We start from the raw sequence: 23713 nt of genomic DNA, 5'->3' as shown, positions 1-23713 counted from the left end.
CGTTCTTTCGTCCCTCCCATATCGGCCAGGCTAGGCCTTCGCAACTGGTTCCAGCTTCGCTGCAATGACCGGCTGCAGCTTGTCGCACAGCGCTTGAATCGCCTCGTTCTTCATCCGGTAGCTTACCCGGTTCGCGATCAGACGGCTTGTGATCGGGAAGATCACTTCGTGCTCCGCCAGCCCGTTCTCCCGCATCGTCGTCCCGGTTTCCACCATATCCACGATTCGGTCCGCCAAGCCGATCAGCGGCGCGAGCTCGATCGAGCCGTTTAGCTTGATGACCTCCACCTGCTGCCCCTGCTCCCGGAAATATTGGGAGGCTACGTTCGGATACTTCGTCGCTACCCTAGGGTTCAATACCGGCTTCCAGTCCGGAAGGCCGATTACCGACATGCGGCAGCGCGCGATCCCGAGATCCAGCAGCTCGTACACGTTGCGGTTCTCCTCCATGAGGACATCCTTGCCAACGATTCCGATGTCCGCCACCCCATACTCGACGTAAGTCGGTACGTCCACCGGCTTCGCCATGATGAACTCCATGTTCGCCTCCGGCACCGCTATGATCAGCTTCCGCGAATCATCCATATCCTCCGGAATCGTGTAACCCGCTTCTCTCAGCAGCTTCGATGCCTGCTTATAGATACGCCCCTTGGGCATGGCTACCTTCAATAGGTCTTGCATCCGATTCGCCCTCCTTTACAAGCCGAACTCTATTACATCTTGATAAATGACGCCGTTCACACGATACGTTTCATCCGGCTGCAGCTCCGCCCGGAAGCTCCCTGCCTCATCTAACAGCCTCGTTTCCACCATCACGCCTTCACGATGACGCATGTCTGCTGCCGTTTGCAGTGCTTCCTGACGTTGTGCTGCCGTATAAGCAATAAGGATGCGGTATGGCGCTTCCGGCGTTCCGTACTTGCTGACCGCCTCCAGGATGCGATTCGTCTTCAATGCAAAGCCCGTTGCCGGCGCCGGACGCCCGAATTGGGATAGGAGGTTGTCGTACCTGCCGCCGCTGCATACCGGGAAGCCCAAATCTGCCGCATAGCCTTCGAACGTCATACCTGTATAATAGGAGAAATCCCCAATCATCGTTAAATCAATCACCACATGCTCGCTTACTCCGTACGCCTTAAGGACATCCCACACCTCGCACAGATGGCTAATCGCCTGCTGCGCCGTCGGATCCTGCGTTACCTCTCGCGCCTGGCTGCAGATCTCTTGACCGCCGCGGAGCCGTAATATCCCCTCGAGCTCCGATTCCACCGCTTGGGATAAGCCCAGGTGACGAATCGTTTCCCGATAGCCCACATAGTCCCGTCCCAGAAGACATTCCTTCAGCGCAACCTGCGCTTCCGGACGATCCGCCAACGTTTCACGGAACAGCCCGTTCAGGAAACCCACATGACCGACAGCCATCTTGAATTCCTTCACTCCAGCCGCTTGCAAGCCGGCAACCGCTAGAGCGATTACTTCCGCGTCGGATTCCGAGGAGGCATCCCCTACCAGCTCCACACCTGTCTGGAAAAACTCCGCATCGCGTCCTGCCTCCGCCTCAATGGCGCGAAACACATTCGCGTGGTAGGAAAGTCTCAGTGGAAGCGTCTCCTCCTTCAGAAGGGAGGAAACCACCCGCGCAATCGGAGCAGTTACATCCGAACGAAGCACCAGTGTGGTGCCCTTGCGGTCCAACAGCTTGAACAGCTTCTTATCTTCCGTGGAGCTAGCTACCCCCACAGTGTCGTAATATTCCAGCGTCGGCGTTAAAATTTCGCGATAGCCCCAGCGCTCCATGCATTGAAGCACATTACGCTCAATCCTGCGCAGCTGCGAGATCGCTTCCGGTAAGTAATCCTTCACGCCTGACGGCTTCTCAAACACCTTCGGTTTGGACATTGTTCTACACCTGCCACGTTTATAATTATCGTTACGAATAGGGATGCTCCGCCGCTGCTTGAATTCAAGTTTTCATAATGGAACGAGTCGGTATATACTTGATTCCAAAGGCGGCCGTTACACTTTTCGCACCCAACCCTTACTTTCCACTATTGATATTCCTATAAGCTCTCGGGACCAACCCGACCCTGGGCGCTACTTCCGGAAAAACGGCAATATGCATGAAATATAACTGTATAAATTACAGGTAACCTTCGCGCGCACTTCTAACAACACCTTCTCCGAGCTCAGCTTACAGCCATTACCCAAAGCCTTACGCAGAGTCCCGCAGCATCCAGCGACAGCCCCTCAAGCAAACTTACTTCTCAACTTATTCGCTTTAGTTCGCTAATATGTTACCATGCTACCAAAATAAAGAATGTAATCGTAAGTTTACCACGGAAACCATTGACCGGTCAATGGATTTTCCATGGTTTTTCCGCGCCGGCACTCACTTTTTCCGCTACGGGTCATCCCTCGTCCGATCCTGTTCGAACATCCTCACGGATGACCCGCAGAGGGTTGCCTGCAACAAAGCTGTACGGCGCAACATCCTTATGTACGACCGAACCCGCACCAATCACAGCATGATCCCCGATGGTAACCCCCGGCAAAATCGTCGTATTCGCACCGATCATCACATGGGAGCCGATCCGTACATTCCCGAGCCGATATTCTTTAATCAAATACTCATGGGTCAGGATCGTCGAGTTGTACCCGATAATCGTGTTCTCGCCTACCTCAATTCGCTCCGGAAAGAACACATCCACCATGACCATTAAAGCAAAGGAGGTATGCTCTCCCACCTTCATCCCTAACACGCGCCGATAAATCCACCGCTTGAGGGGCAAAGATGGGGCATACCTTGAAATTTGAATGAACACGAAATTTCGTACCGCTTTCCATCTCGAAATCGTGTTGTACATTTGCCATAAGGAATTCGGCCCTTCTACCGGGTACCGTTCCGTTCGTCTCAACGAGCATCACCTTGAATGCCGACAACCTGCAGCAGCTCGCGCATGTCATCGATAATATGAGTCGGCTCATAGCCCTTCAAGTAATCCATTCCCTTCAAGGACCAAGCCACGCCGACGGATACAACACCTGCGTTCTTACCCGCCTCGATATCGTAATGGCTGTCCCCGACCATCGCCGCGGAAGAGGCATCTCCGCCGAGCTCGCGCAAGGCCCGCTGAATCCCCTCTGGATGCGGCTTCGGGTTCTCCACATCCTCTACGGTTACGATCGTGCCAAAATAATCATACAATCCGCACAGCTTCAAGCCCATCTCGGTGGTAAGCCGGATTTTGCTGGTTACGACTCCAAGCTTCACACCAGCTGCGTGCAGCGCAGCCAGCGTCTCCTTCACGTGAGGGAACTCCTTCACGAATTCATCATGACGCGTTACATTAAATTCCCGATATTTTTGCACCAGATCATCCACCTGCTCGCGGCCGGAAAAATGCACCATCTGCTCCACCAGAGGACGCCCCATGTTTGGGATGATGAACTCCCGCGTCATCGGCGGATCGACAATCCCTTCGAACGTATGCAGGAAAGATTGAATAATCAGCTCGTTCGTGTCGATTATCGTCCCGTCCAAATCAAAAAGTACCGTTTGAATCATGCTTCAAGCTCCTTTGTCTAGCTGTCGATTGTACGTTCGTTTTTTTCCTCGCTGCCCTGCTGCTCAGCCTTGGCTTCGTTCTCCGGCTCCATAACCGTTTCGCCTTGGCGTACGATAGGGTCCGCATATCTTACCGATGCTGCCCCTGTTTTCCGGCGTATCGCTATGAAAGCAATCCCACCCAAGAAGATCAAGATCGCAACCAGCTGAGATATTCTCACATTGCCGCCGTATGTTAACGTACCCTGGGTAAAGCCGAACCACGTCATCGGCGTCCATAACCAATTAATAAACCCTGCAAGCCACTCCGGTCCCGTAAAGTCCAAACTGTCCGTACGCAGCGCTTCTACAAAGAAGCGACCGATGGAATACCAAAGGAAATAGCCTGCGAACAGCTCTCCTGCCCGTAAAAACGGTCTACGGCGCAACCAGAGCAGAAGCAGCAGCCCGACAAGGTTCCATAGCGACTCATATAAGAAGGTCGGATGGTAATATGTGCCCTCGATGAACATTTGCTGCACAATCCAATTCGGCAAATTCAGCGTCTCCCGCAGGAATGCTTCATCGACCGGACCTCCATGAGCCTCTTGGTTCATGAAGTTTCCCCAGCGGCCGATCATCTGCCCCACGATTAACCCTGGAGCGCAAATATCCGCAATACGCCAAAAGTTGTAGCCTTTTTTCCTCGAGTAAATGACGCCTGCTGCGACCGCCCCGATCAGTGCCCCATAGATGGCAATTCCACCGTGCCAGACGGCAAATATCTCCAACCAATTATCCCGATAATCTTCCCATTTAAAAGCGACGTAATAAATTCGAGCCCCGACGATCGCCGAAGGAACGCCAATAAGAATCAAATCCATGAAAAAATCGGAAGGAATTTTGAATCGTTTTCCTTCCTGAACTGCCAGCAGCAGCCCAACGAGAACGGCTGTTCCCAGAATGATGCCGTACCAATGAACCTTGATTGGTCCTAAGGCGATTGCGATAGGATCTATTGCTAACGTCATACCGCCATCCCTCCCTTATTCGATATCATCCATATCCTCGGCGAGCGATTCCGTCAGCTTGTTCGTAAACTGAAGGGCCGCGTTATACCCCATGCGCTTCAACCGGTAGTTCATGGCGGCCACTTCGATGATGACCGCAAGGTTCCTTCCGGGACGGACGGGCACCGTGACTAATGGGATATCGGTATCGATGATGCGTGTCGTCTCTTCATCCAGTCCCAGCCGGTCATACTGCTTGTCCTGCTGCCAGGTTTCCAGCTTGCACACGACGGATATTTTCTTGGCCGTGCGCACGGCTCCCGCACCGAAGAGCGTCATTACATTGATGATACCGATTCCGCGAATTTCCAGCAGATGGCGAATCAGCTCCGGTGCGTTGCCAATCAAAGTGTGATCGGCCGTCTGGCGGATTTCTACCGCATCGTCGGCAATTAATCGATGCCCTCTTTTTACAAGCTCCAGCGCCGTCTCACTTTTACCAATCCCGCTTGATCCCGAAATGAGCATACCAACGCCATAAACATCTACTAATACCCCATGAATCGTTGTCGTCGGAGCGAGACGGTTCTCCAAGAAACCTGTTAACCGGCTCGTAAAGATCGTTGTTGCCGTCCCTGTTCGCAGCACGGGAATCTGATTGTCATTTGCCGCGGCCAATAGCTCAATCGGCGCTTCCAATCCACGGCTCAAAATAATACAAGGCGTTTCCTCCGGCTTACACAGTCGGGCCATTCGATCCATACGCTCATCCGAAGAAAGCCCATCGAAAAAGGTTAGCTCCGTCTTCCCCAGAATCTGTACGCGCTCTCTCGGATGAAACTCGAAATACCCGGCGATTTCAAGTCCGGGTCTATATAAGTCCGCTACTGTAATAGGGCGCTTTAAGCCGCCTTCCCCACAGATAATCTCCAAATGAAACTCCGCTACCAAATCTGATACTTTTACCTTCTTCGGCATAGATGAGGTCGTCTCCTTTTGTTATCCCAATATTCTCATCCTAATGGAATTAATCGGGGAAAGCAAGCATGTTGGACTACTTCTCCGTCTCCGATTCCTAAGGGTGGGCCTCAACTCAAACATCTTATCCTTCGATCCCTTTAAATAAAAGTGGATGGATGGGATCGAAGGATAAAACTCGCGGCCCAACCCTTAGGATCCTACGACTGTCGAACAAGTCCAACATGTTGCGAAAAAAAAGCAAAAAGAGACCGTCCGAGTTATTCGGACGGTCTCTGGGCGGGTAAGATAATATTAGTTGTTCACGAAGATGGACAGAGTCGTTTCTTTATCGAAGAAATGAACTTTGTTCATGTCGATAGCAAGCTTAACGCTTGTGTTTTCTTTGAAGCCTGCGCGGCCGTCTACACGAGCAACTACGCCTTGAGTACCGATGCCAGTCAAGTGCAAGAGCATTTCATGACCGAGGTTCTCGGACACTTCAATGTGAGCATTCACGATGGAGTTAGGGGAAGCTTCCATGAAGATCGCCTCATCGTGGAAATCCTCAGGACGAACACCCATAACTACCTCTTTACCGATATAGCCTTTGTCACGCAGAATCTTTGCTTTGCCTTCAGGCAATTCTACATTTACTCCGTTAGCCTTGAAGTACAGGCTGCCACCTTGCTCTGAGAAAGTACCGTTAATAAAGTTCATGGATGGAGATCCGATAAAGCCCGCAACGAACATGTTCAGAGGGAAGTTATAGATCTCTTCCGGTGTAGCCGCTTGCTGAATGATCCCTTTATCCATAACGACGATACGATCGCCCATTGTCATCGCTTCTGTTTGGTCATGCGTTACGTAGATAATTGTTGTTTCCAGACGCTTGTGAAGCTTACCGATCTCAGCACGCATCTGTACGCGCAGCTTCGCATCCAAGTTGGAAAGCGGTTCGTCCATCAAGAATACTTGCGGTTCACGGACAATCGCACGGCCCAAGGCAACACGCTGACGCTGACCGCCGGAGAGAGCCTTCGGCTTACGATCCAGCAAGTGAGTGATGTCGAGGATACGAGCAGCTTCGCGAACGCGAGCGTCGATATCGGCCTTCTTGAACTTACGAAGCTTCAAACCGAAAGCCATGTTTTGATACACGTTCATGTGCGGATACAACGCGTAGGACTGGAACACCATCGCGATGTCGCGGTCTTTCGGAGCAACGTCGTTCACAAGACGGTCGCCGATGTACAATTCGCCCTCTGTGATTTCTTCCAAACCTGCGATCATACGAAGCGTTGTGGACTTACCGCAACCGGAAGCGCCTACCAATACCAAGAATTCTTTATCTTTAATTTCCAAGTGGAAATCTTTAACCGTTGCTTCTTCTGCACCCGGATATTTCTTTACGATATGGTTTAAGCGTACGCCTGCCATGATTCATTCCCCCTACGAGATAGTATCAACTTATAGATCCATCTTACCTTACAGACACGCTTATGACTATGCACAATCTTCACAAAAAAATCACTTCCTTTTCGTTACTTTGTACAATAGCATGGCAATCTTCACAAGAACCGCGTCGTTGAAGGTCCGCACGTCCAAACCCGTCTCCTGCTTAAACTTATCGAGTCGGTATAAAAGCGTGTTTCGATGAATATACAGCTTCTTGGCCGTCTCGCTGACATTGCAATCCAGAGCAAAAAACTGCTCCAGCGTCGTCATGGTCTCCGAATCGAGCACCACATCCAGCCGCTTCAGCACCCTCTCCAGGAAGCCGCTTTTCTCCGCCTCGGGAATATGATGTATCAGCTTCTCAAGCTGCAAGCTCCATGGCAAATGCATATTACTGCCCACGTGATAAGTGCGTCCAAGCATGATCGTCTCTCTTAGCTGCAGAATCGCGCTGTATAACGATTTGGCCGGTTTGATCGGATAATGAATGGCCAGATGGCACTCTCCCACCCATTCACTCTCCAGCATTTCGTGTAACCCGTAGCCAATCGCGGCAAGTTGATCCTCCAAGCTTTCCTCATCCTCGGAATCGCGTTCATCCAACGTATCAGCGGACAGGATCTTTTCCGGACCAAGAATGACCCACTCATTATCCGTTAGAGGAACAAGTGTGATCTCTGCGTCGAAGAAGCTTTCCAGCAGCTTTTTCAGCTCTTGAAATTGCACCCTGCGGGAAGTAGTCGAATCACCGTAAAGCAGCAGCGGGATTTTACTCGAATATAGAGACATCTGGGAGACAAGCGTGTCCGGCATCTCTGCCTGATGGAATCCCAGCTCCTGCTGCTGACGCACCCAATCGCGGACAAGCGCCGCCTTGCGCTCCTCGTCGCTAAGACCTGAGCCTGCACTCTTCTTGTCACCGCTGCGCTTGAGTCCTGACGTTATCGTTAATGAAACCAGTTGCCGCTCTACAGCCGTTACACCTGCCGAAGGGAGCTGCAATAGATGCGCCTCTTGACCTTCCTTTTGTACAAGAAAAAAGAGGCTCTCCCCCTGCTCCATGCTTCGACCCGGCATAACCGCTTGGTCCGCTTCCCGATTACTACTTTGCTTTACGGCCTGAAGCCAATCGCTCCAAGGCCATCGGATCCATTGTACGGGCACATTCAGAATTTGCTGCAGCTTCTCTCTCAACTGTTCCCAATCCATTCCGAGGCTCCTTACTCTCTATATAATAGTGATCACCGTATGAATACTACCTCTATTGTATCACAACCGTATCTAATTTTATGGAAAAAAATAAACCCTGCCGTTTCGCAGGGTTCGGATAACTTCGAAATTATAGAACGCGGCGGGCCGTTACATAATGCTCCTTCCACCAACCGCTTTCGATTGTACTGTATTTTACCCCGCCTTCGCCGTAGGTATGAATCATCATGCCGTTGCCGACATACATACCGACATGTCCGATTTTACCTCCGGAATCCTTGGTTGTGAAGAATACGAGATCCCCGGTTTCCAGGTTGCTCTTGCTTACATATCGGCCTTCCTTCGCTTGGTCTCGGGATACACGAGGGAGCTCAATGCCATGCTTGTTATAAATCCACTTCATAAAGGAAGAGCAATCGAAGGTCCGGGTTTGCCCATATTTTGCCCCAAAATCATAAGGAGTGCCCAAGTATTGTCTTGCTGTCAGCACCAAGCCGACTTTCTTCTGGTCATCACTGCTAAGTACGCGTCGTGCTCCGATAAACTGACTCTTATACAGATCGACATCACGAGTAATTACCTCGTCCTTCGCTTTGGACGCCATGACCATTTTATCATTACCGATATAAATTCCTGAGAAGCTTGGGCTGCTGCCGGAGCCGAAGAAAAGCACATCGCCAGGCTTGACACTGCTTAGCGTTTTTATGAACGGCTTGTTCATCTTGTATTGAGCATCCAGGGAACGAGGCATATTATAATCAATCTTTTCAAATACATAATGGATCAGACCGGAAGCATCAAACCCGTTGCTCATGCTTTCCCCGCCGACGGTATACTCCTTGCCAACCGTCTTTTTAGCCAAGGATACAGCATCCATATCATCATAGGCGGCAAAGGCCGAGCCCGCAAAAACCCCTGTCAACATAACCGTCATCGCAGCAGTCAGCCCTGCCGTACGAATTACAGCGCTTTTCTTCAACATGAAACGCTTCCTCCCAGTTCGTGTAGTATTCTCCATGTTTGGGTATTCACTGTACCCGCATTCACAGATTACCATGGGAGGAAACGGGTGCGCATTCCTCAAACTTTTCCTCTATACGAGAGCTAATGGGAGGGAAACCAGAATAAGCCAAACCCCTACCAAGCAAGGAGTTTGACTTGTAATTGATTTATTATGTAGGTATGGTGCATAAGCCGCGTCACTACTGGATTTTCGTAGGTTTGAGGACCGGCCTTTTTGGGGTTGGAGCACCTTCTGCTTCCGGTCTTAAAAGATCAACCAGGAGCATTTCCCTCACTTACCATAATATTGGCCTTAAAAAATGACCCCTACCGTAATAAGGATATTTTCACTTTTGGTGGAAAGAATGTTAGAAAGTTAGAATAAAAGAGAGGAGAAGTCTCCCATTTATCATCTTAGATATGGAACCGCGTCTGTAACCTTCCAGCTTCCCTCATCTGTCTCCGCCAAGGTGGTTACTTATCGGGACAAGCCTGTTTACGAGGAGGATTCCTCCCCTTCCGTATTACAGCGAGCCATGAAACAGCCTATTGGCAGTAAGCCATTGAATGAACTGGCCCACGGTAAAAAAAGTGCGGTTATTCTCATAAGTGACGGGAGTCGCTTGGCCCCAAGTCATCTGATGCTTCCGGTTCTGCTGGAGGAGTTAAATGCCGGCGGCATTCCCGACGAAGCGGTTGATGTCGTTATTGCACTGGGCCTCCATCGTAAGCATAGCCTGGAGGAAATCGAACATCTTGTCGGGTCTAGCATTTACCGCCGCGTCCGTGTACATAATCATTCCTCTTTGTCGGAGGACTGTGTTTTTGTTGGGACCACTTCCGCAGGCACGCCGCTGGAAATTAATCGAATTGTAGCTACCGCGCCTTTGCTTATTGCAACAGGCAATATTGAACCGCATGCGCTGGTCGGCATCTCCGGGGGAGTCAAGGCTATGGTGCCGGGAACAGCCTCACACCGGACCATTGAGCACAATCACGGTCTCTCGCTTAAGTACAAAGCTGAACCCGGCAAATCCGATAATCCCATTCATCGTGATTTGGAAGAGGTGCTCCGGTTTGTGCCGATCCACTTCTTGCTCAATACGATCGTCGACATCGATAAGAATGTTCTAGAGGCCGTTGCGGGCGACGTCATGGAAGCCCACCGAGCCGGTGTTGCTTTAGCTTCCCAGCGTTTCGTAGTCCCGACTGAGGAAGAACTCTATGATGTTGTCATTGCTTCTCCGGGAGGTGACCCCAAGGATAAGCAGATGTATCAAGCTATTAAATCGATGAAGAATGCCGCCGCTTTTACAAAGCCGGGAGGTACGATTATCATTGCCGCCCAGTGCAGTGAAATGCTAGGCAACGGAACTTTGCAATATTGGGTCGATACGATGCCGAGCCGGGATTGGATGGTTCGTAAGCTGAAAGAGCAGTTTGTTATCGGCGCCCATAAAATACTGCATATCGACGAGCTGCTGCTGCAGCATCAGGTCTACCTGTATTCGTCGCTGCCGAGCTATTTACCCGAACTTCTTGGGTTGCACGCGGTAGAGGACCTTCAGCAAACGATAGATACAATACTTACGCCTGGGATGAAGGTCGGAATCATGCCGTATGCTTCATTAACTTTTGCAGGGCAGGTATCTATTTAACGCAGACTTGTCTTGTAATGTTGCTTTTTTGGCTCTATTCTTAGATAGGATCTATTGGCAACATAACTTCATTTTGGGATTAGGGGAGAGAAAAGGCATTGGCGATTATTGAAATTACAGTCATCCCCATTGGGACGGCGAGCACCAGCTTAAGCTCTTATGTCGCGGATCTTCATCGGCTGCTGGAGGAGGCCCCGGAGACAATCCAATTTCAAATGACACCCATGAGCACTATTATCGAAGGTGAGTTGGATGTTCTTCTTTCCGTCGTACGCCGTTTGCATGAAGCCCCTTTCTTGCGAGGCGCCAACCGCGTCAGCACATCGATTAAAATCGATGACAGGCGTGATAAAGCCGCTTCCATGGCGCAAAAGCTTAAATCCGTCGAAGAGAAGCTGCGCTAGCTTCTCTTGCATGCAGAGAACAAAAAAGAGACCACCCAGGTGGTCTCTTGCTATTTTTGTATAGAAAAGTGAGCCATGTAGGACTCGAACCTACGACACCCTGATTAAAAGTCAGGTGCTCTACCGACTGAGCTAATGGCTCAAAGCAAACTGGTGGAGGCTGATGGATTCGAACCACCGAACTCGTACGAGAACAGATTTACAGTCTGCTGCGTTTGGCCACTTCGCTAAGCCTCCAGGTTGTGGTGATCGCTGCTTAGCAGGATAACCTATGGTGGCTCGGGACGGAATCGAACCGCCGACACGAGGATTTTCAGTCCTCTGCTCTACCGACTGAGCTACCGAGCCATATGCTTGTATTAGATTATAAATGGCGGAGCCGACGGGATTCGAACCCGCGGTCTCCTGCGTGACAGGCAGGCATGTTAGGCCTCTACACCACGGCTCCACACATTAAGTAAAACAGTGCCGCCGAGAGGACTTGAACCCCCAACCTACTGATTACAAGTCAGTTGCTCTACCAATTGAGCTACAGCGGCATAAATAAACATATGGTGGAGGCTGACGGGATCGAACCGCCGACCCTCTGCTTGTAAGGCAGATGCTCTCCCAGCTGAGCTAAGCCTCCATATAATAAGTAGCGGCAGAGGGGATCGAACCCCCGACCTTACGGGTATGAACCGTACGCTCTAGCCAGCTGAGCTACGCCGCCATATGAGAAACGGAGAGAGAGGGATTCGAACCCTCGCACCACTTACGCAGTCTAACCCCTTAGCAGAGGGTCCCCTTGAGCCACTTGGGTATCTCTCCAAGATCACTTGGATGCAGCAAGTTGCACCCTAAAAACTGGATTCGAAACAACGCTCCGACAATCTCATTTTATCACTCCGTTGTGCTTCGCACAAAGTCGCTCCCAAACGAGATGTCTTCGCTAGCAATTTGTCTAATGTAGGATAAGCCCTCGACCGATTAGTATTCGTCAGCTCCACACGTTGCCGCGCTTCCACCCCGAACCTATCTACCTCGTCGTCTACAAGGGGTCTTACTAAATTGGGAAATCTCATCTTGAGGGGGGCTTCACGCTTAGATGCTTTCAGCGCTTATCCCTTCCGTACTTGGCTATCCAGCCGTGCCTCTGGCGAGACAACTGGTACACCAGCGGTACGTCCATCCCGGTCCTCTCGTACTAAGGACAGCTCCTCTCAAATTTCCTACGCCCGCGACAGATAGGGACCGAACTGTCTCACGACGTTCTGAACCCAGCTCGCGTACCGCTTTAATGGGCGAACAGCCCAACCCTTGGGACCTACTTCAGCCCCAGGATGCGATGAGCCGACATCGAGGTGCCAAACCTCCCCGTCGATGTGGACTCTTGGGGGAGATAAGCCTGTTATCCCCAGGGTAGCTTTTATCCGTTGAGCGATGGCCCTTCCATTCGGTACCACCGGATCACTAAGCCCGACTTTCGTCCCTGCTCGACCTGTTTGTCTCGCAGTCAAGCTCCCTTATGCCTTTGCACTCTTCGAATGATTTCCAACCATTCTGAGGGAACCTTGGGGCGCCTCCGTTACTCTTTAGGAGGCGACCGCCCCAGTCAAACTGCCTACCTGACACTGTCCCCGCACCCGATCAGGGTGCTAGGTTAGAACTCCGATACGATCAGGGTGGTATCCCAACGGCGCCTCCACCGAAGCTGGCGCTCCGGCTTCCTAGGCTCCCACCTATCCTGTACAGATCGTACCAAAGTCCAATATCAAGCTGCAGTAAAGCTCCATGGGGTCTTTCCGTCTTGTCGCGGGTAACCTGCATCTTCACAGGTATTAAAATTTCACCGGATCTCTCGTCGAGACAGCGCCCAAGTCGTTACGCCATTCGTGCGGGTCAGAATTTACCTGACAAGGAATTTCGCTACCTTAGGACCGTTATAGTTACGGCCGCCGTTTACTGGGGCTTCGGTTCACAGCTTCGGATTGCTCCTAACCGCTCCCCTTAACCTTCCAGCACCGGGCAGGCGTCAGCCCGTATACTTCGCCTTGCGGCTTCGCACAGACCTGTGTTTTTGCTAAACAGTCGCTTGGGCCTTTTCACTGCGGCCCCCTCGGGCTATTCACCCTACCGAGGCACCCCTTCTCCCGAAGTTACGGGGTCATTTTGCCGAGTTCCTTAACGAGAGTTCTTCCGAGCGCCTTAGCATGCTCTGCTCGCCTACCTGTGTCGGTTTGCGGTACGGGCACCTTCTCCCTGGCTAGAGGCTTTTCTTGGCAGCTTGAACTCATGACCTTCGCTACTTGAATTTCGCTCCCCATCACAGCCCAGCCTTAACGGTTAGCGGATTTGCCTACTAACCAGCCTCGCTGCTTGGACGGACATCCATCAGTCCGCGTCACTATCCTTCTGCGTCACCCCATTGCTCATAACGGTTCACGGTGGTACAGGAATTTCAACCTGTTGTCCTTCGACTACGCCTTTCGGCCTCGCCTTAGGTCCCGACTTACCCTGAGCGGACGAACCTTCCTCAGGAACCCTTAGGCTTACGGCGGACAAGATTCTCACTGTCTTTTCGTTACTCATACCGGCATTCTCACTTGTAACCGCTCCAGCTGTCCTCACGATCAACCTTCACTGCTGTTACAAACGCTCCCCTACTGCCCAAAATTTGGACTCATAGCTTCGTGGTGGTTTAGCCCCGTTACATTTTCGGCGCAGAGTCACTCGACCAGTGAGCTATTACGCACTCTTTCAATGGTGGCTGCTTCTAAGCCAACATCTGGTGTCTTTGCAACTCCACATCCTTTCCACTTAACACACACTTGGGGACCTTAGCTGATGATCTGGGCTGTTTCCCTCTTGACAATGGATCTTAGCACTCACTGTCTGACTCCCGGGTTAAAGTCTGCGGCATTCAGAGTTTGACTGGACTTGGTAACCCTTGGCGGGCCCCGCACCCAATCAGTGCTTTACCTCCGCGACTCATCACCCGAGGCTAGCCCTAAAGCTATTTCGGGGAGAACCAGCTATCTCCGAGTTCGATTGGAATTTCTCCGCTACCCCCACCTCATCCCCGAATTTTTCAACATTCGTGGGTTCGGGCCTCCAGTGCGTGTTACCGCACCTTCACCCTGGACAGGGGTAGATCACACGGTTTCGGGTCTACGTCTACGTACTTATTCGCCCTATTCAGACTCGCTTTCGCTGCGGCTCCGGCTTCTCACCTTAACCTTGCGCGTAAACGTAACTCGCCGGTTCATTCTACAAAAGGCACGCCATCACTCTTTAACGAGCTCTGACTTCTTGTAAGCACACGGTTTCAGGTTCTTTTTCACTCCGCTCCCGCGGTTCTTTTCACCTTTCCCTCACGGTACTGCTTCACTATCGGTCACCAGGGAGTATTTAGCCTTGGCAGATGGTCCTGCCGGATTCCGACGGGGTTTCACGTGTCCCGCCGTACTCAGGATCCGTCTAGAGTCTCGGTTGCTTTCGGTTACGGGGCTGTTACCCACTTTGGCCGGCCTTTCCAGACCTGTTCGCCTACCAACCTGCACTCACATTGACGTCCTACAACCCCAAGGGGCAAGCCCCTTGGTTTGGGCTGTTCCGCTTTCGCTCGCCGCTACTGACGGAATCACTTTTGTTTTCTTTTCCTGAGGGTACTTAGATGTTTCAGTTCCCCTCGTCTGCCTCCTATGTAGCTATGTATTCACTACATGGTACGTGAGTATTACCTCACGCGGGTTTCCCCATTCGGACATCCCCGGATCAAAGCCTGCTTACGGCTCCCCGAGGCATTTCGTCGTTCGCCACGTCCTTCTTCGGCTCCTGGTGCCTAGGCATCCTCCGTGTGCTCTTTTTAGCTTAACCTGTCGCTCCATACGCTATTTCTTCGTTCCGTTGTGCTTCGCACAAAGTCACTCCTAAACAGCATATTTCGCTAGTAGCTTTTAAAACATCAAGGATGTTTCGACATTTTGCTTTGTTTCGATATCCAGTTTTCAAGGAACAACTACTTTCTTCGCTAAAAACAGCAACGAAAGCTATATTACCACATTGACGGATGTCTTTCAAGAGCTGTCAAAAATTATATTTGGTGGAGCCAAGCGGGATCGAACCGCTGACCTCCTGCTTGCAAGGCAGGCGCTCTCCCAGCTGAGCTATGGCCCCGTACAGCACTTAATAAGAAAGCTCCATCAAAACTGAACAAATGAGTGTCGAATGTTATAATGCTTGTCCGATGGCCTGCAGCCATCATGGACTCCATAGAAAGGAGGTGATCCAGCCGCACCTTCCGATACGGCTACCTTGTTACGACTTCACCCCAATCATCTACCCCACCTTCGGCGGCTGGCCCCTTGCGGTTACCCCACCGACTTCGGGTGTTGTAAACTCTCGTGGTGTGACGGGCGGTGTGTACAAGACCCGGGAACGTATTCACCGCGGCATGCTGATCCGCGATTACTAGCAATTCCGACTTCATGCAGGCGAGTTGCAGCCTGCAATCCGAACTGAGACCGGCTTCTAAGGATTCGCTCCGGATCGCTCCTTCGCTGCCCGTTGTACCGGCCATTGTAGTACGTGTGTAGCCCAGGTCATAAGGGGCATGATGATTTGACGTCATCCCCACCTTCCTCCGGTTTGTCACCGGCAGTCACTTCAGAGTGCCCAACCTAATGCTGGCAACTGAAATCAAGGGTTGCGCTCGTTGCGGGACTTAACCCAACATCTCACGACACGAGCTGACGACAACCATGCACCACCTGTCTCCTCTGTCCCGAAGGCCTACGATATCTCTACCGTATTCAAAGGGATGTCAAGACCTGGTAAGGTTCTTCGCGTTGCTTCGAATTAAACCACATACTCCACTGCTTGTGCGGGTCCCCGTCAATTCCTTTGAGTTTCACTCTTGCGAGCGTACTCCCCAGGCGGAGTGCTTACTGTGTTTACTTCGGCACCAAGGGTATCGAAACCCCTAACACCTAGCACTCATCGTTTACGGCGTGGACTACCAGGGTATCTAATCCTGTTTGCTCCCCACGCTTTCGCGCCTCAGCGTCAGTTACAGTCCAGAAAGTCGCCTTCGCCACTGGTGTTCCTCCACATCTCTACGCATTTCACCGCTACACGTGGAATTCCACTTTCCTCTCCTGCACTCAAGTCTCCCAGTTTTCAGTGCGAACCAGGGTTGAGCCCTGGGCTTAAACACCAAACTTAAAAGACCGCCTGCGCGCGCTTTACGCCCAATAATTCCGGACAACGCTTGCCCCCTACGTATTACCGCGGCTGCTGGCACGTAGTTAGCCGGGGCTTTCTTCTCAGGTACCGTCATTTCCAGGGCAGTTACTCCCCGGAACGTTCTTCCCTGGCAACAGAGCTTTACGATCCGAAAACCTTCATCACTCACGCGGCGTTGCTCCGTCAGACTTTCGTCCATTGCGGAAGATTCCCTACTGCTGCCTCCCGTAGGAGTCTGGGCCGTGTCTCAGTCCCAGTGTGGCCGATCACCCTCTCAGGTCGGCTACGCATCGTCGCCTTGGTGAGCCGTTACCCCACCAACTAGCTAATGCGCCGCAGGCCCATCTGTAAGCCACAGCTTGCGCCGTGTTTCCAAGCTCCTCCATGCGGAGAAGCCATCTATCCGGTCTTAGCTACCGTTTCCGGTAGTTATCCCAGTCTTACAGGCAGGTTGCCTACGTGTTACTCACCCGTCCGCCGCTAGGGTCCGAAGACCCTCGCTCGACTTGCATGTATTAGGCACGCCGCCAGCGTTCGTCCTGAGCCAGGATCAAACTCTCCAATAAAGTTGAGTTGATTTAAAGCTCAAAAGTCATTGCTGACTAGTTTATTTCGTTCATTCGAACTCATTTGTTCAGTTTTCAAAGAGCTTTCGTCATCGATGTTGTTTTTGTCGTGACAAGAATATATCTTATCACTTTCACTCGAACTTTGCAACATCTTGTTTTTCCCAGCGTCACCTGTCTTTCGCGGCGACAAGCAATAATGTAGCACAAATCGACTATACTTTGCAACCCCCATTTTTTTAGCCCAGAAAAAACACCTAAAAGACCAACAGGCATTGAATTTTAGAATGCGTACCATTCCTCTTATTTATCCCAAAAAACATGAAAAGTCCCCGCAGAGACACCTGCAGGGACGATTAATGATACGTTAGGGTTATTCTCCGATAAGTTCTAAAAGCTCGGCTTCATCATCAATGATGCGAATCCCCAGCTCCTGGGCCTTGGTAAGCTTACTGCCGGCCGCTTCTCCGGCAACGACGATGTCCGTCTTCTTGGAAACGGAGCCCGTGACCTTAGCACCCAGCTTCTCGAGCTTCTTGGTCAGCTCATCCCGACCCATAGCTGTGAAGGAGCCGGTGATGACGACAGTTTTGCCAAAAAAGAGACTGTCGGTATGGACGATCTCCTCCTGCTCTTGAGCCGAAGGTGTTACACCAACAGCCAGCATTCGCTCAATACTGCGCTGCATCGCCGGATCGCGGAAGAAGCCGACGATGCTGTCTGCCACAATACCCCCAATGTCCTGCAGGGTGATAAGCTCCTCCTGCGTGGTCTGCATCAGCTTATCCAAGCTGCGGAAATGATCGGCGAGCACTTTGGTCGTCGTCTTGCCCGTATTCGGAATACCTAAGGCATAAAGAAACTCCGCGAGATCGCAGGTTTTGCTTTTCTCAAAGGCGGCAATCAGCTTCGTAGCTTTCTTCTCGCCGAAGCGCTCCAGCTTGATCAGGTCCTCAAAGGTTAAGTAGTACAGATCTGCAGGGTCACGAACCTGGAGCTCGTCGTAGAGCTGCTCTGCGGTCTTTTCGCTGAAGGTTTCAATATCCATCGCATCGCGGGAAGCGAAATGCGCAATACGGCCGATCAGCTGCGGACGGCATTCATACTTGTTCGGACAGAACAGATGTGCGCCGCGGAGCTCCACAGGGGTACCGCAAGAAGGACAATGCGTCGGCGCCGTAATCGGCTGTCCGTCCTGCTCCTCCGTTACTTTGCCGAGAATCTCGGGAATCACGTCATTGGAGCGGCGGATGTACACCAGGCTGCCGAGGGCGTTCTTCAAATTTTTCCGTTCGATGTCGTCCATGTTATTGAGCGTACAATTGCTAACGGTTACTCCGGCAATATCGACCGGCTCTACTTGAGCTACCGGTGTGACCTTGCCCGTGCGGCCCACGTTCCAGATGACGCCCACGATGCTCGTGACCGCTTCTTCCGCCTCGAACTTATAGGCTACCGCCCAGCGTGGAAATTTATCGGTATAGCCAAGCACTTCGCGCGTACGCATATCTGTAATTTTGATGACCAGGCCATCGATCAGGAAGTCCAGTTCGCCCCGCTGCGCCGCCAGCTTCTGCACCTCCTGCTCAACCTCGCTGATATCCTCAAAAAATTTGACATAGGGACTGACACGAAACCGGTTCTGCTCCAGGAAATGCACCATTTCTTGATGGTTCGTGAACTGGATGTTATCCGAATAACCTACATTATAGAAGTAAGCATTCAGGCGGCGCTCAGCCGTTACTTTCGGATTCAAGTTGCGGAGAGCGCCTGCCGCTGCGTTGCGCGCGTTCTTCAGAGGCTCCGCCGCTGTCTTGTTGTACTCCTCCAGCACCGACAGGTTCATTATGCCTTCGCCTTGGATTTCAAGAATTCCGTCCTTGTATGGGATAGTTAGCGGGATGGACTTGATCGTTTTGACATTCGCCAGAATGCCTTCGCCGATAGCCCCGGTTCCGCGTGTCGCCGCTTGGACCAGCTCGCCGCCGTCATAGGTCAGATTCAGCGTCAGCCCGTCGAATTTGAGCTCCAGCACGAAAGAAAGCGGAGGTAGCGGGTTCTCCGGATGCCGTCCGTTATAATCGTTCACGAGCTTCACGGCGCGATTGTACCAGGCCATGAGGTCGTCATGGTTTTGCGCCTTATCCAGGCTCCAGAGCCGGGCCAAGTGCCGATGCTCGTCGAAGCCCTGCAGCAGCTCCCCGCCCACCCGCTGGGTAGGCGAGTTCGGAAGCACGGTGCCGGTTTCCTTCTCCAGCTGCACCAGCCGATCGTACAGAGCATCCCACTCCGCATCGGTAATGGCCGGCTTATCAAGCGTATAATAATTGTAATTATGCTGGTTAATCTCTTCGATGAGGGCTTTCATGGTATCCAAAGCATTGGACATTGGGCTTCCGTCCCCTCTCCTGAATCAATAAAATAAGGTTACACTTTTGTAATCGGCGCGAACTTCGCCAGCAGACGCTTCACGCCGGTAGGGGCCGGGAAGGCGATTTGCAGCTCGGTATCGTCCCCCGAGCCCTTGATCGCCACCACGGTGCCCGTGCCCCACTTGCCATGGGAGACCTTGTCGCCCATGGCGTAGCTGACCGCGGCCCCGCCGGAGGCCGCGGCAGCAGGTGCAGCCCCCGCACCGGCGGGGCTGCGGAACATCGGCGCGCGGCCGGCCGTGGCGGCACCTGCGGTGCTGCCCGCGGCGCTAGTCGCGCCAAACCCGCCGGCGCTGCCGAAGCGGCGGTCTCCGCCGCCGCCGAAGGCGCCGGCGCTGCGGCCGGCGAAGCCGCCCGGCCGCGTGGCCTCGACGAGCTCCGTCGGGAGCTCGCTGAGGAACCGGGACGGCGCGTTGGACGCCGTCCGGCCGAACAGCGTGCGGCTGCCCGCGCACGTGAGGAACAGCTCCTCCTCGGCGCGCGTAATGCCGACGTAGGCGAGGCGACGCTCCTCCTCGAGCTCCTCGTTGTCCATCAGCGCCCGGGAGTGCGGGAACACGCTCTCCTCCATGCCGATGATGAACACGACCGGAAATTCGAGGCCCTTGGCGCTGTGCATGGTCATGAGCGTGACGCCGCTCTTCGCCTTCTCCTCCGGATCGTCGTTCATCGAGTCGATGTCCGCGATCAGTGCGAGATCCGTCAGGAAGGAAACGAGCGACTTATCTTCATTGCGCTTCTCGAAGTCCTGCGTCACGGACAGGAACTCGTCGATGTTCTCCAGACGCGCTTCGGATTCGAGCGTCTTCTCACGCTTCAGCTCGTCACGGTAGGCCGACAGCTCCAGCATTTTCTCCGTCAGCTCAGTCACGGACAAGTACTCGACCATCCGGTGAAGGTTCTCGATCATGTCGCGGAACTCATACAGCGCCCCCCGAGCCTTTGCCGTTATATCTATCATATCCGCATTTTCCAGCATCGCAAACATGGACACGCCATAACGGCCGGCCATTTCTGCAATGCGGTCTACCGTTGTATCCCCGATGCCCCGCTTCGGCACGTTGACAATCCGTGCGAAGCTGATGTCATCATCCGGGTTGGAAATCAGACGCAGGTAGGCGAGGATGTCCTTGATCTCTTTGCGATCATAGAACTTGATGCCTCCTACGATCTGATACGGAATGTCCGATTTGATCAAAATTTCCTCGATCACCCGGGACTGGGCATTCGTTCGATACAGAATTGCGTGATCGCTGTAGCGCCGGCCTTTGTCTACATTTTTCTTAATTTCACTTGTAACGAAATAGCCTTCCTCATGCTCCGTAGCCCCTTGGTACAGCCGGATCTTTTCCCCTGCTCCCTTGTCGGTCCACAGGTTCTTCGCCTTGCGGCCCATGTTGTTGCCAATGACCTTGTTCGCGGCGTTCAGAATGTTCGAGGTGGAACGGTAGTTCTGCTCAAGCAGGATCGTTGTAGCGTTCGGATAGTCCTTCTCAAAATCAAGGATGTTCGTAATGTCCGCACCGCGCCAGCGATAAATCGACTGGTCGCTATCCCCTACGACGCAAATGCGCTTGTGCTTATCCGCCAGCATCCGGCAGAGCATATACTGTGCCCTGTTCGTATCCTGGTACTCGTCGACGTGCAGATACAGGAATTTGTTCTGGTAAAACTCCAGCACCTCCGGCACTTCCTTAAAGAGCTGGATCGTCGTCATGATCAAATCATCGAAGTCAAGCGAATTGTTCGCTTTCAGCTTCTTCTGGTATAAGGCGTACACCTTAGCCACGATCTCGTCAAAATAGTCCCCGATCTTCTTCTCCAGCTGATCCGGTGTCTGCAGCTGATTCTTGGCGTCGCTCATTTTCGCCTGAACGGCCTTCGGCTCGAACTTCTTCGTATCGATGTTGAGCTCCTTCATGCAGTTCTTGATGACCGAGAGCTGATCGCCCGAATCCAGAATGGAGAAGCTTTGCGAATAACCGATCCGTCCGATATCCTTACGCAAAATTCGTACGCACATGGAGTGGAACGTAGATACCCAAATGTCCCGCCCCTGCGGGCCAACGAGAGCGCTGACACGCTCCTGCATCTCCCGTGCGGCTTTGTTCGTAAACGTAATGGCCAGAATGCTCCAAGGAGCTGCCTTCCGCGTCGCAACCAGGTACGCGATCCGGTGCGTCAGCACCCGCGTCTTGCCGCTCCCCGCTCCCGCCATAATGAGCAGCGGTCCGTCAACGGTCTCTACAGCCTTCCTCTGCTGCGGGTTCAGCTTCGTGATCGCCTTCATAATATCTATCGGTTGATTCATTGCCATAGTGCTTGTTCCTTCCTCTCCCCATAATCCGGCTCTAGACAGCGGCCTTCACAGCCTCCACCGTAGCAAGAGCCTGCTCCAGGTCTTCATAAACAACGTTCCCGACAACAACGGTATGCGCCGCTGCCGCCGCTTCCTTCGCCTTCTCCGGCGTGTCAATGCCGCCCCCGTAGAACAACCGGCCCTCCTGCAGCAGACCCTTGGCCTTCGCCACCAGCTTCATATCGCCGAAGGAGCCGCTGTACTCCAAATAAACGATCGGACAGCGAAAAAGCCGATCCGCCATACGCACATAAGCCTCCACATCTTTCGTATCCAGCTCGGTTTGCGCCTTCGTCACCTGAGCTACCGCGGAGTTTTCATTCAGCACGATATATCCCTCCGTGAAAATTTCTCTCCAATCCAGCATGGCCCCATATTCCTTGAGCGCCTGATGATGCTGTCCGACGATCCATTGCGGATCCCCGCTATTAAGCACGATCGGAATCAGGAACATGTCGAAGCCCGGCACAATCGCCTCCTGATGGGAAATCTCGAGGATACAAGGCACCTCGTAGCGGCGGATTCTCGCCAGAAGATCCACTGTGTTCTCAAAGGTGACGCCCGTCGAGCCTCCGACCATAACGGCATCCGTCCCGGATAGACACAGGCGTTCGAGAGCCTCATCGGACAGCTCGCGGTCGGGATCCAGCTTAAAGACATGCTTCCATTGTTCTATCGACACCAGCAAAGGGAAATCCTCCTTGTTCTTACCTAACATGACTCTACTAAAAAATAGTCTAAGCTACTGTGCCGGGCGTGTCAAATGAAAAGGGGAAAATATGTTCGATCATTTTCTGGCATAAAAAAACAGAACGGAAGGGAATCCCCTAGCGTTCTGTCAGTTTGGAAAGCCGCCCTTAGGAGTGGGTTGTAAACTCCTTGATCACGAGCCTGTCTCCCTGCACCTGATACACCGAAATATGCTGCATGACCGACTCGCTTACGTCATGCTGCGTGCGTCCGGTAAGCCGAATTCGATATTGGTCTCCGCTTGGCTTTTCCTTCCGAAGCTGATAGCTGCCCCATTCGCTTCTCATGCCCAGCATGGCATCCGTGCTGTTAGCCTGATATGTGCCTGTGCGCAGGTCGCGCCGATAGAAGTAGTCGATGAGCTTGTCTGCGGCGTCCTGCGTATAAACCTGAGTCAGGTGGTTGCGTATCTCCATCGCGGCCGCCTGATCCATCTCCCCCGTAACCGGAGCCGACAGTACTTGATGCGTCCAGGCATCAACCGATTTGATCCAAGCGATGATTTCCGTGTCGGACTTATCCATGATGCTCTTATCCATCGAAGGGTTGGCCACCTGTGTCAACGTCATCGATATGCGCTCCTTGCCGACCGTTTTTTGCAACGACTTGATGTCCAGCTGCGTATCTCGATCGGCTCTGGATTGACATCCGGCACTCAGGGCTACGACGGCCAGCATCAGAATGATAATACCTCTCATGGTGCGCTCTCCTCCTGTCGCATTTCCTGCTTTTCCGTATTATTGATCAAAAGTGAAAAAATATACTTCGGCCTTATGGAGGAAACTACTCATAGCTAAGATTTTGAAAAGAGGGCCGGTGAGAACATGGCAAAGCTGAAGCAGCTGGGCACCTGCGAGCTCTGCGGCAGGGAAGGACTGGAGACGACCAAGCATCATCTTACCCCCAAGGAGCTCGGAGGCACCTTCCTGCCTACAGCCGACTTATGTATCGCTTGTCATAAGCAGATTCACGCCTTATACACGAACGAGCAGCTGGTGGGGCAGGGCCTGACAACGATTGAGGAACTGCAGCGCGAAGAGCGTATGGTAAGCTACCTCCGGTGGGTTCGGAAGCAGCCGCCTTCCCGTTTGCCTCGGGTACGCAAGTCTCAACAGGTGCGGGGACAGCGTTAGTGATG

16 protein-coding genes, 9 tRNA genes and 2 rRNA genes are annotated in these 23713 nt (G+C 52.5%); 3 read left to right on the top strand and 24 right to left on the bottom strand.

Annotated elements, in window-relative coordinates; translation table 11 throughout:
* Positions 1–30: 30 nt before the first annotated feature.
* From hisG to QMO62_RS19245, 9 genes are all read right to left on the bottom strand, one after another.
* Complete coding sequence (hisG, locus tag QMO62_RS19285) at positions 31–681, bottom strand: ATP phosphoribosyltransferase (RefSeq protein ID WP_284643411.1); 651 nt, start codon at positions 679–681, stop codon at positions 31–33.
* Between the two features lie 15 nt (positions 682–696).
* On the bottom strand, positions 697–1899 hold the full coding sequence (locus QMO62_RS19280) for an ATP phosphoribosyltransferase regulatory subunit (RefSeq protein ID WP_284643410.1): 1203 nt from the start codon (positions 1897–1899) through the stop codon (positions 697–699).
* A gap of 509 nt (positions 1900–2408) precedes the next feature.
* A complete protein-coding gene (locus QMO62_RS19275) occupies positions 2409–2915 on the bottom strand; it encodes an acyltransferase (protein WP_284643407.1) in 507 nt (168 codons plus the stop codon).
* Positions 2912–3565 (bottom strand): pyrophosphatase PpaX, encoded by a 654-nt coding sequence (gene ppaX, locus QMO62_RS19270; protein ID WP_284643406.1) that lies wholly within the window; start codon positions 3563–3565, stop codon positions 2912–2914. The genes QMO62_RS19275 and ppaX overlap by 4 nt, the downstream gene beginning before the upstream one ends.
* A 17-nt stretch (positions 3566–3582) precedes the next feature.
* Complete coding sequence (gene lgt / locus QMO62_RS19265) at positions 3583–4575, bottom strand: prolipoprotein diacylglyceryl transferase (protein WP_284643404.1); 993 nt, start codon at positions 4573–4575, stop codon at positions 3583–3585.
* Positions 4576–4590: 15 nt separating this feature from the next.
* Positions 4591–5532, bottom strand: a complete 942-nt coding sequence (gene hprK, locus QMO62_RS19260; protein WP_284643402.1) for an HPr(Ser) kinase/phosphatase — start codon at positions 5530–5532, stop codon at positions 4591–4593.
* 294 nt (positions 5533–5826) lie between these two features.
* Complete coding sequence (locus tag QMO62_RS19255) at positions 5827–6951, bottom strand: ABC transporter ATP-binding protein (protein ID WP_284643400.1); 1125 nt, start codon at positions 6949–6951, stop codon at positions 5827–5829.
* A 90-nt stretch (positions 6952–7041) separates the two neighbouring features.
* Positions 7042–8178 carry a PucR family transcriptional regulator gene (locus tag QMO62_RS19250; protein WP_284643398.1) on the bottom strand — a complete coding sequence of 379 codons (1137 nt, stop codon included), beginning with the start codon at positions 8176–8178 and terminating at the stop codon, positions 7042–7044.
* Between the two features lie 130 nt (positions 8179–8308).
* Positions 8309–9160, bottom strand: a complete 852-nt coding sequence (locus QMO62_RS19245; RefSeq protein ID WP_284643397.1) for an NlpC/P60 family protein — start codon at positions 9158–9160, stop codon at positions 8309–8311.
* A gap of 424 nt (positions 9161–9584) precedes the next feature.
* Between QMO62_RS19245 and QMO62_RS19240 the strand changes: the two genes are divergently transcribed.
* Together QMO62_RS19240 and QMO62_RS19235 are read left to right on the top strand one after the other, a co-directional pair.
* Positions 9585–10838 carry a nickel-dependent lactate racemase family protein gene (locus QMO62_RS19240; protein WP_284644984.1) on the top strand — a complete coding sequence of 418 codons (1254 nt, stop codon included), beginning with the start codon at positions 9585–9587 and terminating at the stop codon, positions 10836–10838.
* A gap of 98 nt (positions 10839–10936) precedes the next feature.
* Positions 10937–11242: an MTH1187 family thiamine-binding protein gene (locus tag QMO62_RS19235; RefSeq protein ID WP_284643395.1), complete on the top strand. Its 306-nt coding sequence runs from the start codon at positions 10937–10939 to the stop codon at positions 11240–11242.
* A 69-nt stretch (positions 11243–11311) separates the two neighbouring features.
* Here the strand turns inward: QMO62_RS19235 and QMO62_RS19230 are convergent.
* The 15 genes from QMO62_RS19230 to QMO62_RS19160 form a co-directional block, all read right to left on the bottom strand.
* Positions 11312–11384: transfer RNA gene (locus tag QMO62_RS19230), tRNA-Lys, on the bottom strand.
* Positions 11385–11393: 9 nt separating this feature from the next.
* Positions 11394–11479: transfer RNA gene (locus QMO62_RS19225), tRNA-Tyr, on the bottom strand.
* Between the two features lie 35 nt (positions 11480–11514).
* A tRNA-Phe gene (locus QMO62_RS19220) sits at positions 11515–11590 on the bottom strand.
* A 23-nt stretch (positions 11591–11613) separates the two neighbouring features.
* Positions 11614–11690: transfer RNA gene (locus QMO62_RS19215), tRNA-Asp, on the bottom strand.
* Between the two features lie 18 nt (positions 11691–11708).
* Positions 11709–11781: transfer RNA gene (locus tag QMO62_RS19210), tRNA-Thr, on the bottom strand.
* A gap of 13 nt (positions 11782–11794) precedes the next feature.
* Positions 11795–11870 (bottom strand) — tRNA-Val (locus QMO62_RS19205).
* Positions 11871–11880: 10 nt separating this feature from the next.
* Positions 11881–11954: transfer RNA gene (locus tag QMO62_RS19200), tRNA-Met, on the bottom strand.
* Between the two features lie 10 nt (positions 11955–11964).
* Positions 11965–12052, bottom strand: a tRNA-Ser gene (locus QMO62_RS19195).
* A 139-nt stretch (positions 12053–12191) separates the two neighbouring features.
* A 23S ribosomal RNA gene (locus tag QMO62_RS19190) occupies positions 12192–15100 on the bottom strand.
* 224 nt (positions 15101–15324) lie between these two features.
* A tRNA-Ala gene (locus tag QMO62_RS19185) sits at positions 15325–15400 on the bottom strand.
* Between the two features lie 99 nt (positions 15401–15499).
* Positions 15500–17034, bottom strand: a 16S ribosomal RNA gene (locus QMO62_RS19180).
* The 16S and 23S rRNA genes sit together here with 9 tRNA genes alongside, the layout of an rRNA operon.
* A 373-nt stretch (positions 17035–17407) precedes the next feature.
* Positions 17408–19423 (bottom strand): NAD-dependent DNA ligase LigA, encoded by a 2016-nt coding sequence (gene ligA / locus QMO62_RS19175; RefSeq protein ID WP_284643393.1) that lies wholly within the window; start codon positions 19421–19423, stop codon positions 17408–17410.
* A gap of 38 nt (positions 19424–19461) precedes the next feature.
* On the bottom strand, positions 19462–21777 hold the full coding sequence (pcrA, locus tag QMO62_RS19170; RefSeq protein ID WP_284644983.1) for a DNA helicase PcrA: 2316 nt from the start codon (positions 21775–21777) through the stop codon (positions 19462–19464).
* Positions 21778–21817: 40 nt separating this feature from the next.
* Complete coding sequence (gene pcrB / locus QMO62_RS19165) at positions 21818–22513, bottom strand: heptaprenylglyceryl phosphate synthase (protein ID WP_284643391.1); 696 nt, start codon at positions 22511–22513, stop codon at positions 21818–21820.
* A gap of 169 nt (positions 22514–22682) precedes the next feature.
* A complete protein-coding gene (locus QMO62_RS19160) occupies positions 22683–23273 on the bottom strand; it encodes a hypothetical protein (protein ID WP_284643389.1) in 591 nt (196 codons plus the stop codon).
* A 126-nt stretch (positions 23274–23399) separates the two neighbouring features.
* On the opposite strand from QMO62_RS19160, the gene hlpB reads away from it, so the two are divergent.
* Entirely contained in the window at positions 23400–23708 is a 309-nt protein-coding gene (gene hlpB, locus QMO62_RS19155) for an HNH nuclease-like protein HlpB (RefSeq protein ID WP_284643387.1), read from the top strand.
* The last annotated feature ends 5 nt before the right edge of the window (positions 23709–23713 follow it).

It is taken from the genome of Paenibacillus silviterrae (genome assembly GCF_030167925.1).
GTDB classification, from domain to species: Bacteria; Bacillota; Bacilli; order Paenibacillales; family NBRC-103111; genus Paenibacillus_G; species Paenibacillus_G silviterrae.
This window is presented reverse-complemented; position numbering and strand designations above follow the sequence as displayed.

Coding starts and splice junctions, on each gene's coding strand:
- QMO62_RS19160 (WP_284643389.1), bottom strand. CDS start 23,273: ATGAGAGGTATTATCATTCTGATGCTGGCCGTCGTAGCCCTGAGTGCC.
- QMO62_RS19280 (WP_284643410.1), bottom strand. CDS start 1,899: ATGTCCAAACCGAAGGTGTTTGAGAAGCCGTCAGGCGTGAAGGATTAC.
- pcrA (WP_284644983.1), bottom strand. CDS start 21,777: ATGAATCAACCGATAGATATTATGAAGGCGATCACGAAGCTGAACCCG.
- hprK (WP_284643402.1), bottom strand. CDS start 5,532: ATGCCGAAGAAGGTAAAAGTATCAGATTTGGTAGCGGAGTTTCATTTG.
- hlpB (WP_284643387.1), top strand. CDS start 23,400: ATGGCAAAGCTGAAGCAGCTGGGCACCTGCGAGCTCTGCGGCAGGGAA.
- QMO62_RS19245 (WP_284643397.1), bottom strand. CDS start 9,160: ATGTTGAAGAAAAGCGCTGTAATTCGTACGGCAGGGCTGACTGCTGCG.
- lgt (WP_284643404.1), bottom strand. CDS start 4,575: ATGACGTTAGCAATAGATCCTATCGCAATCGCCTTAGGACCAATCAAG.
- QMO62_RS19255 (WP_284643400.1), bottom strand. CDS start 6,951: ATGGCAGGCGTACGCTTAAACCATATCGTAAAGAAATATCCGGGTGCA.
- hisG (WP_284643411.1), bottom strand. CDS start 681: ATGCAAGACCTATTGAAGGTAGCCATGCCCAAGGGGCGTATCTATAAG.
- QMO62_RS19250 (WP_284643398.1), bottom strand. CDS start 8,178: ATGGATTGGGAACAGTTGAGAGAGAAGCTGCAGCAAATTCTGAATGTG.
- ligA (WP_284643393.1), bottom strand. CDS start 19,423: ATGTCCAATGCTTTGGATACCATGAAAGCCCTCATCGAAGAGATTAAC.
- ppaX (WP_284643406.1), bottom strand. CDS start 3,565: ATGATTCAAACGGTACTTTTTGATTTGGACGGGACGATAATCGACACG.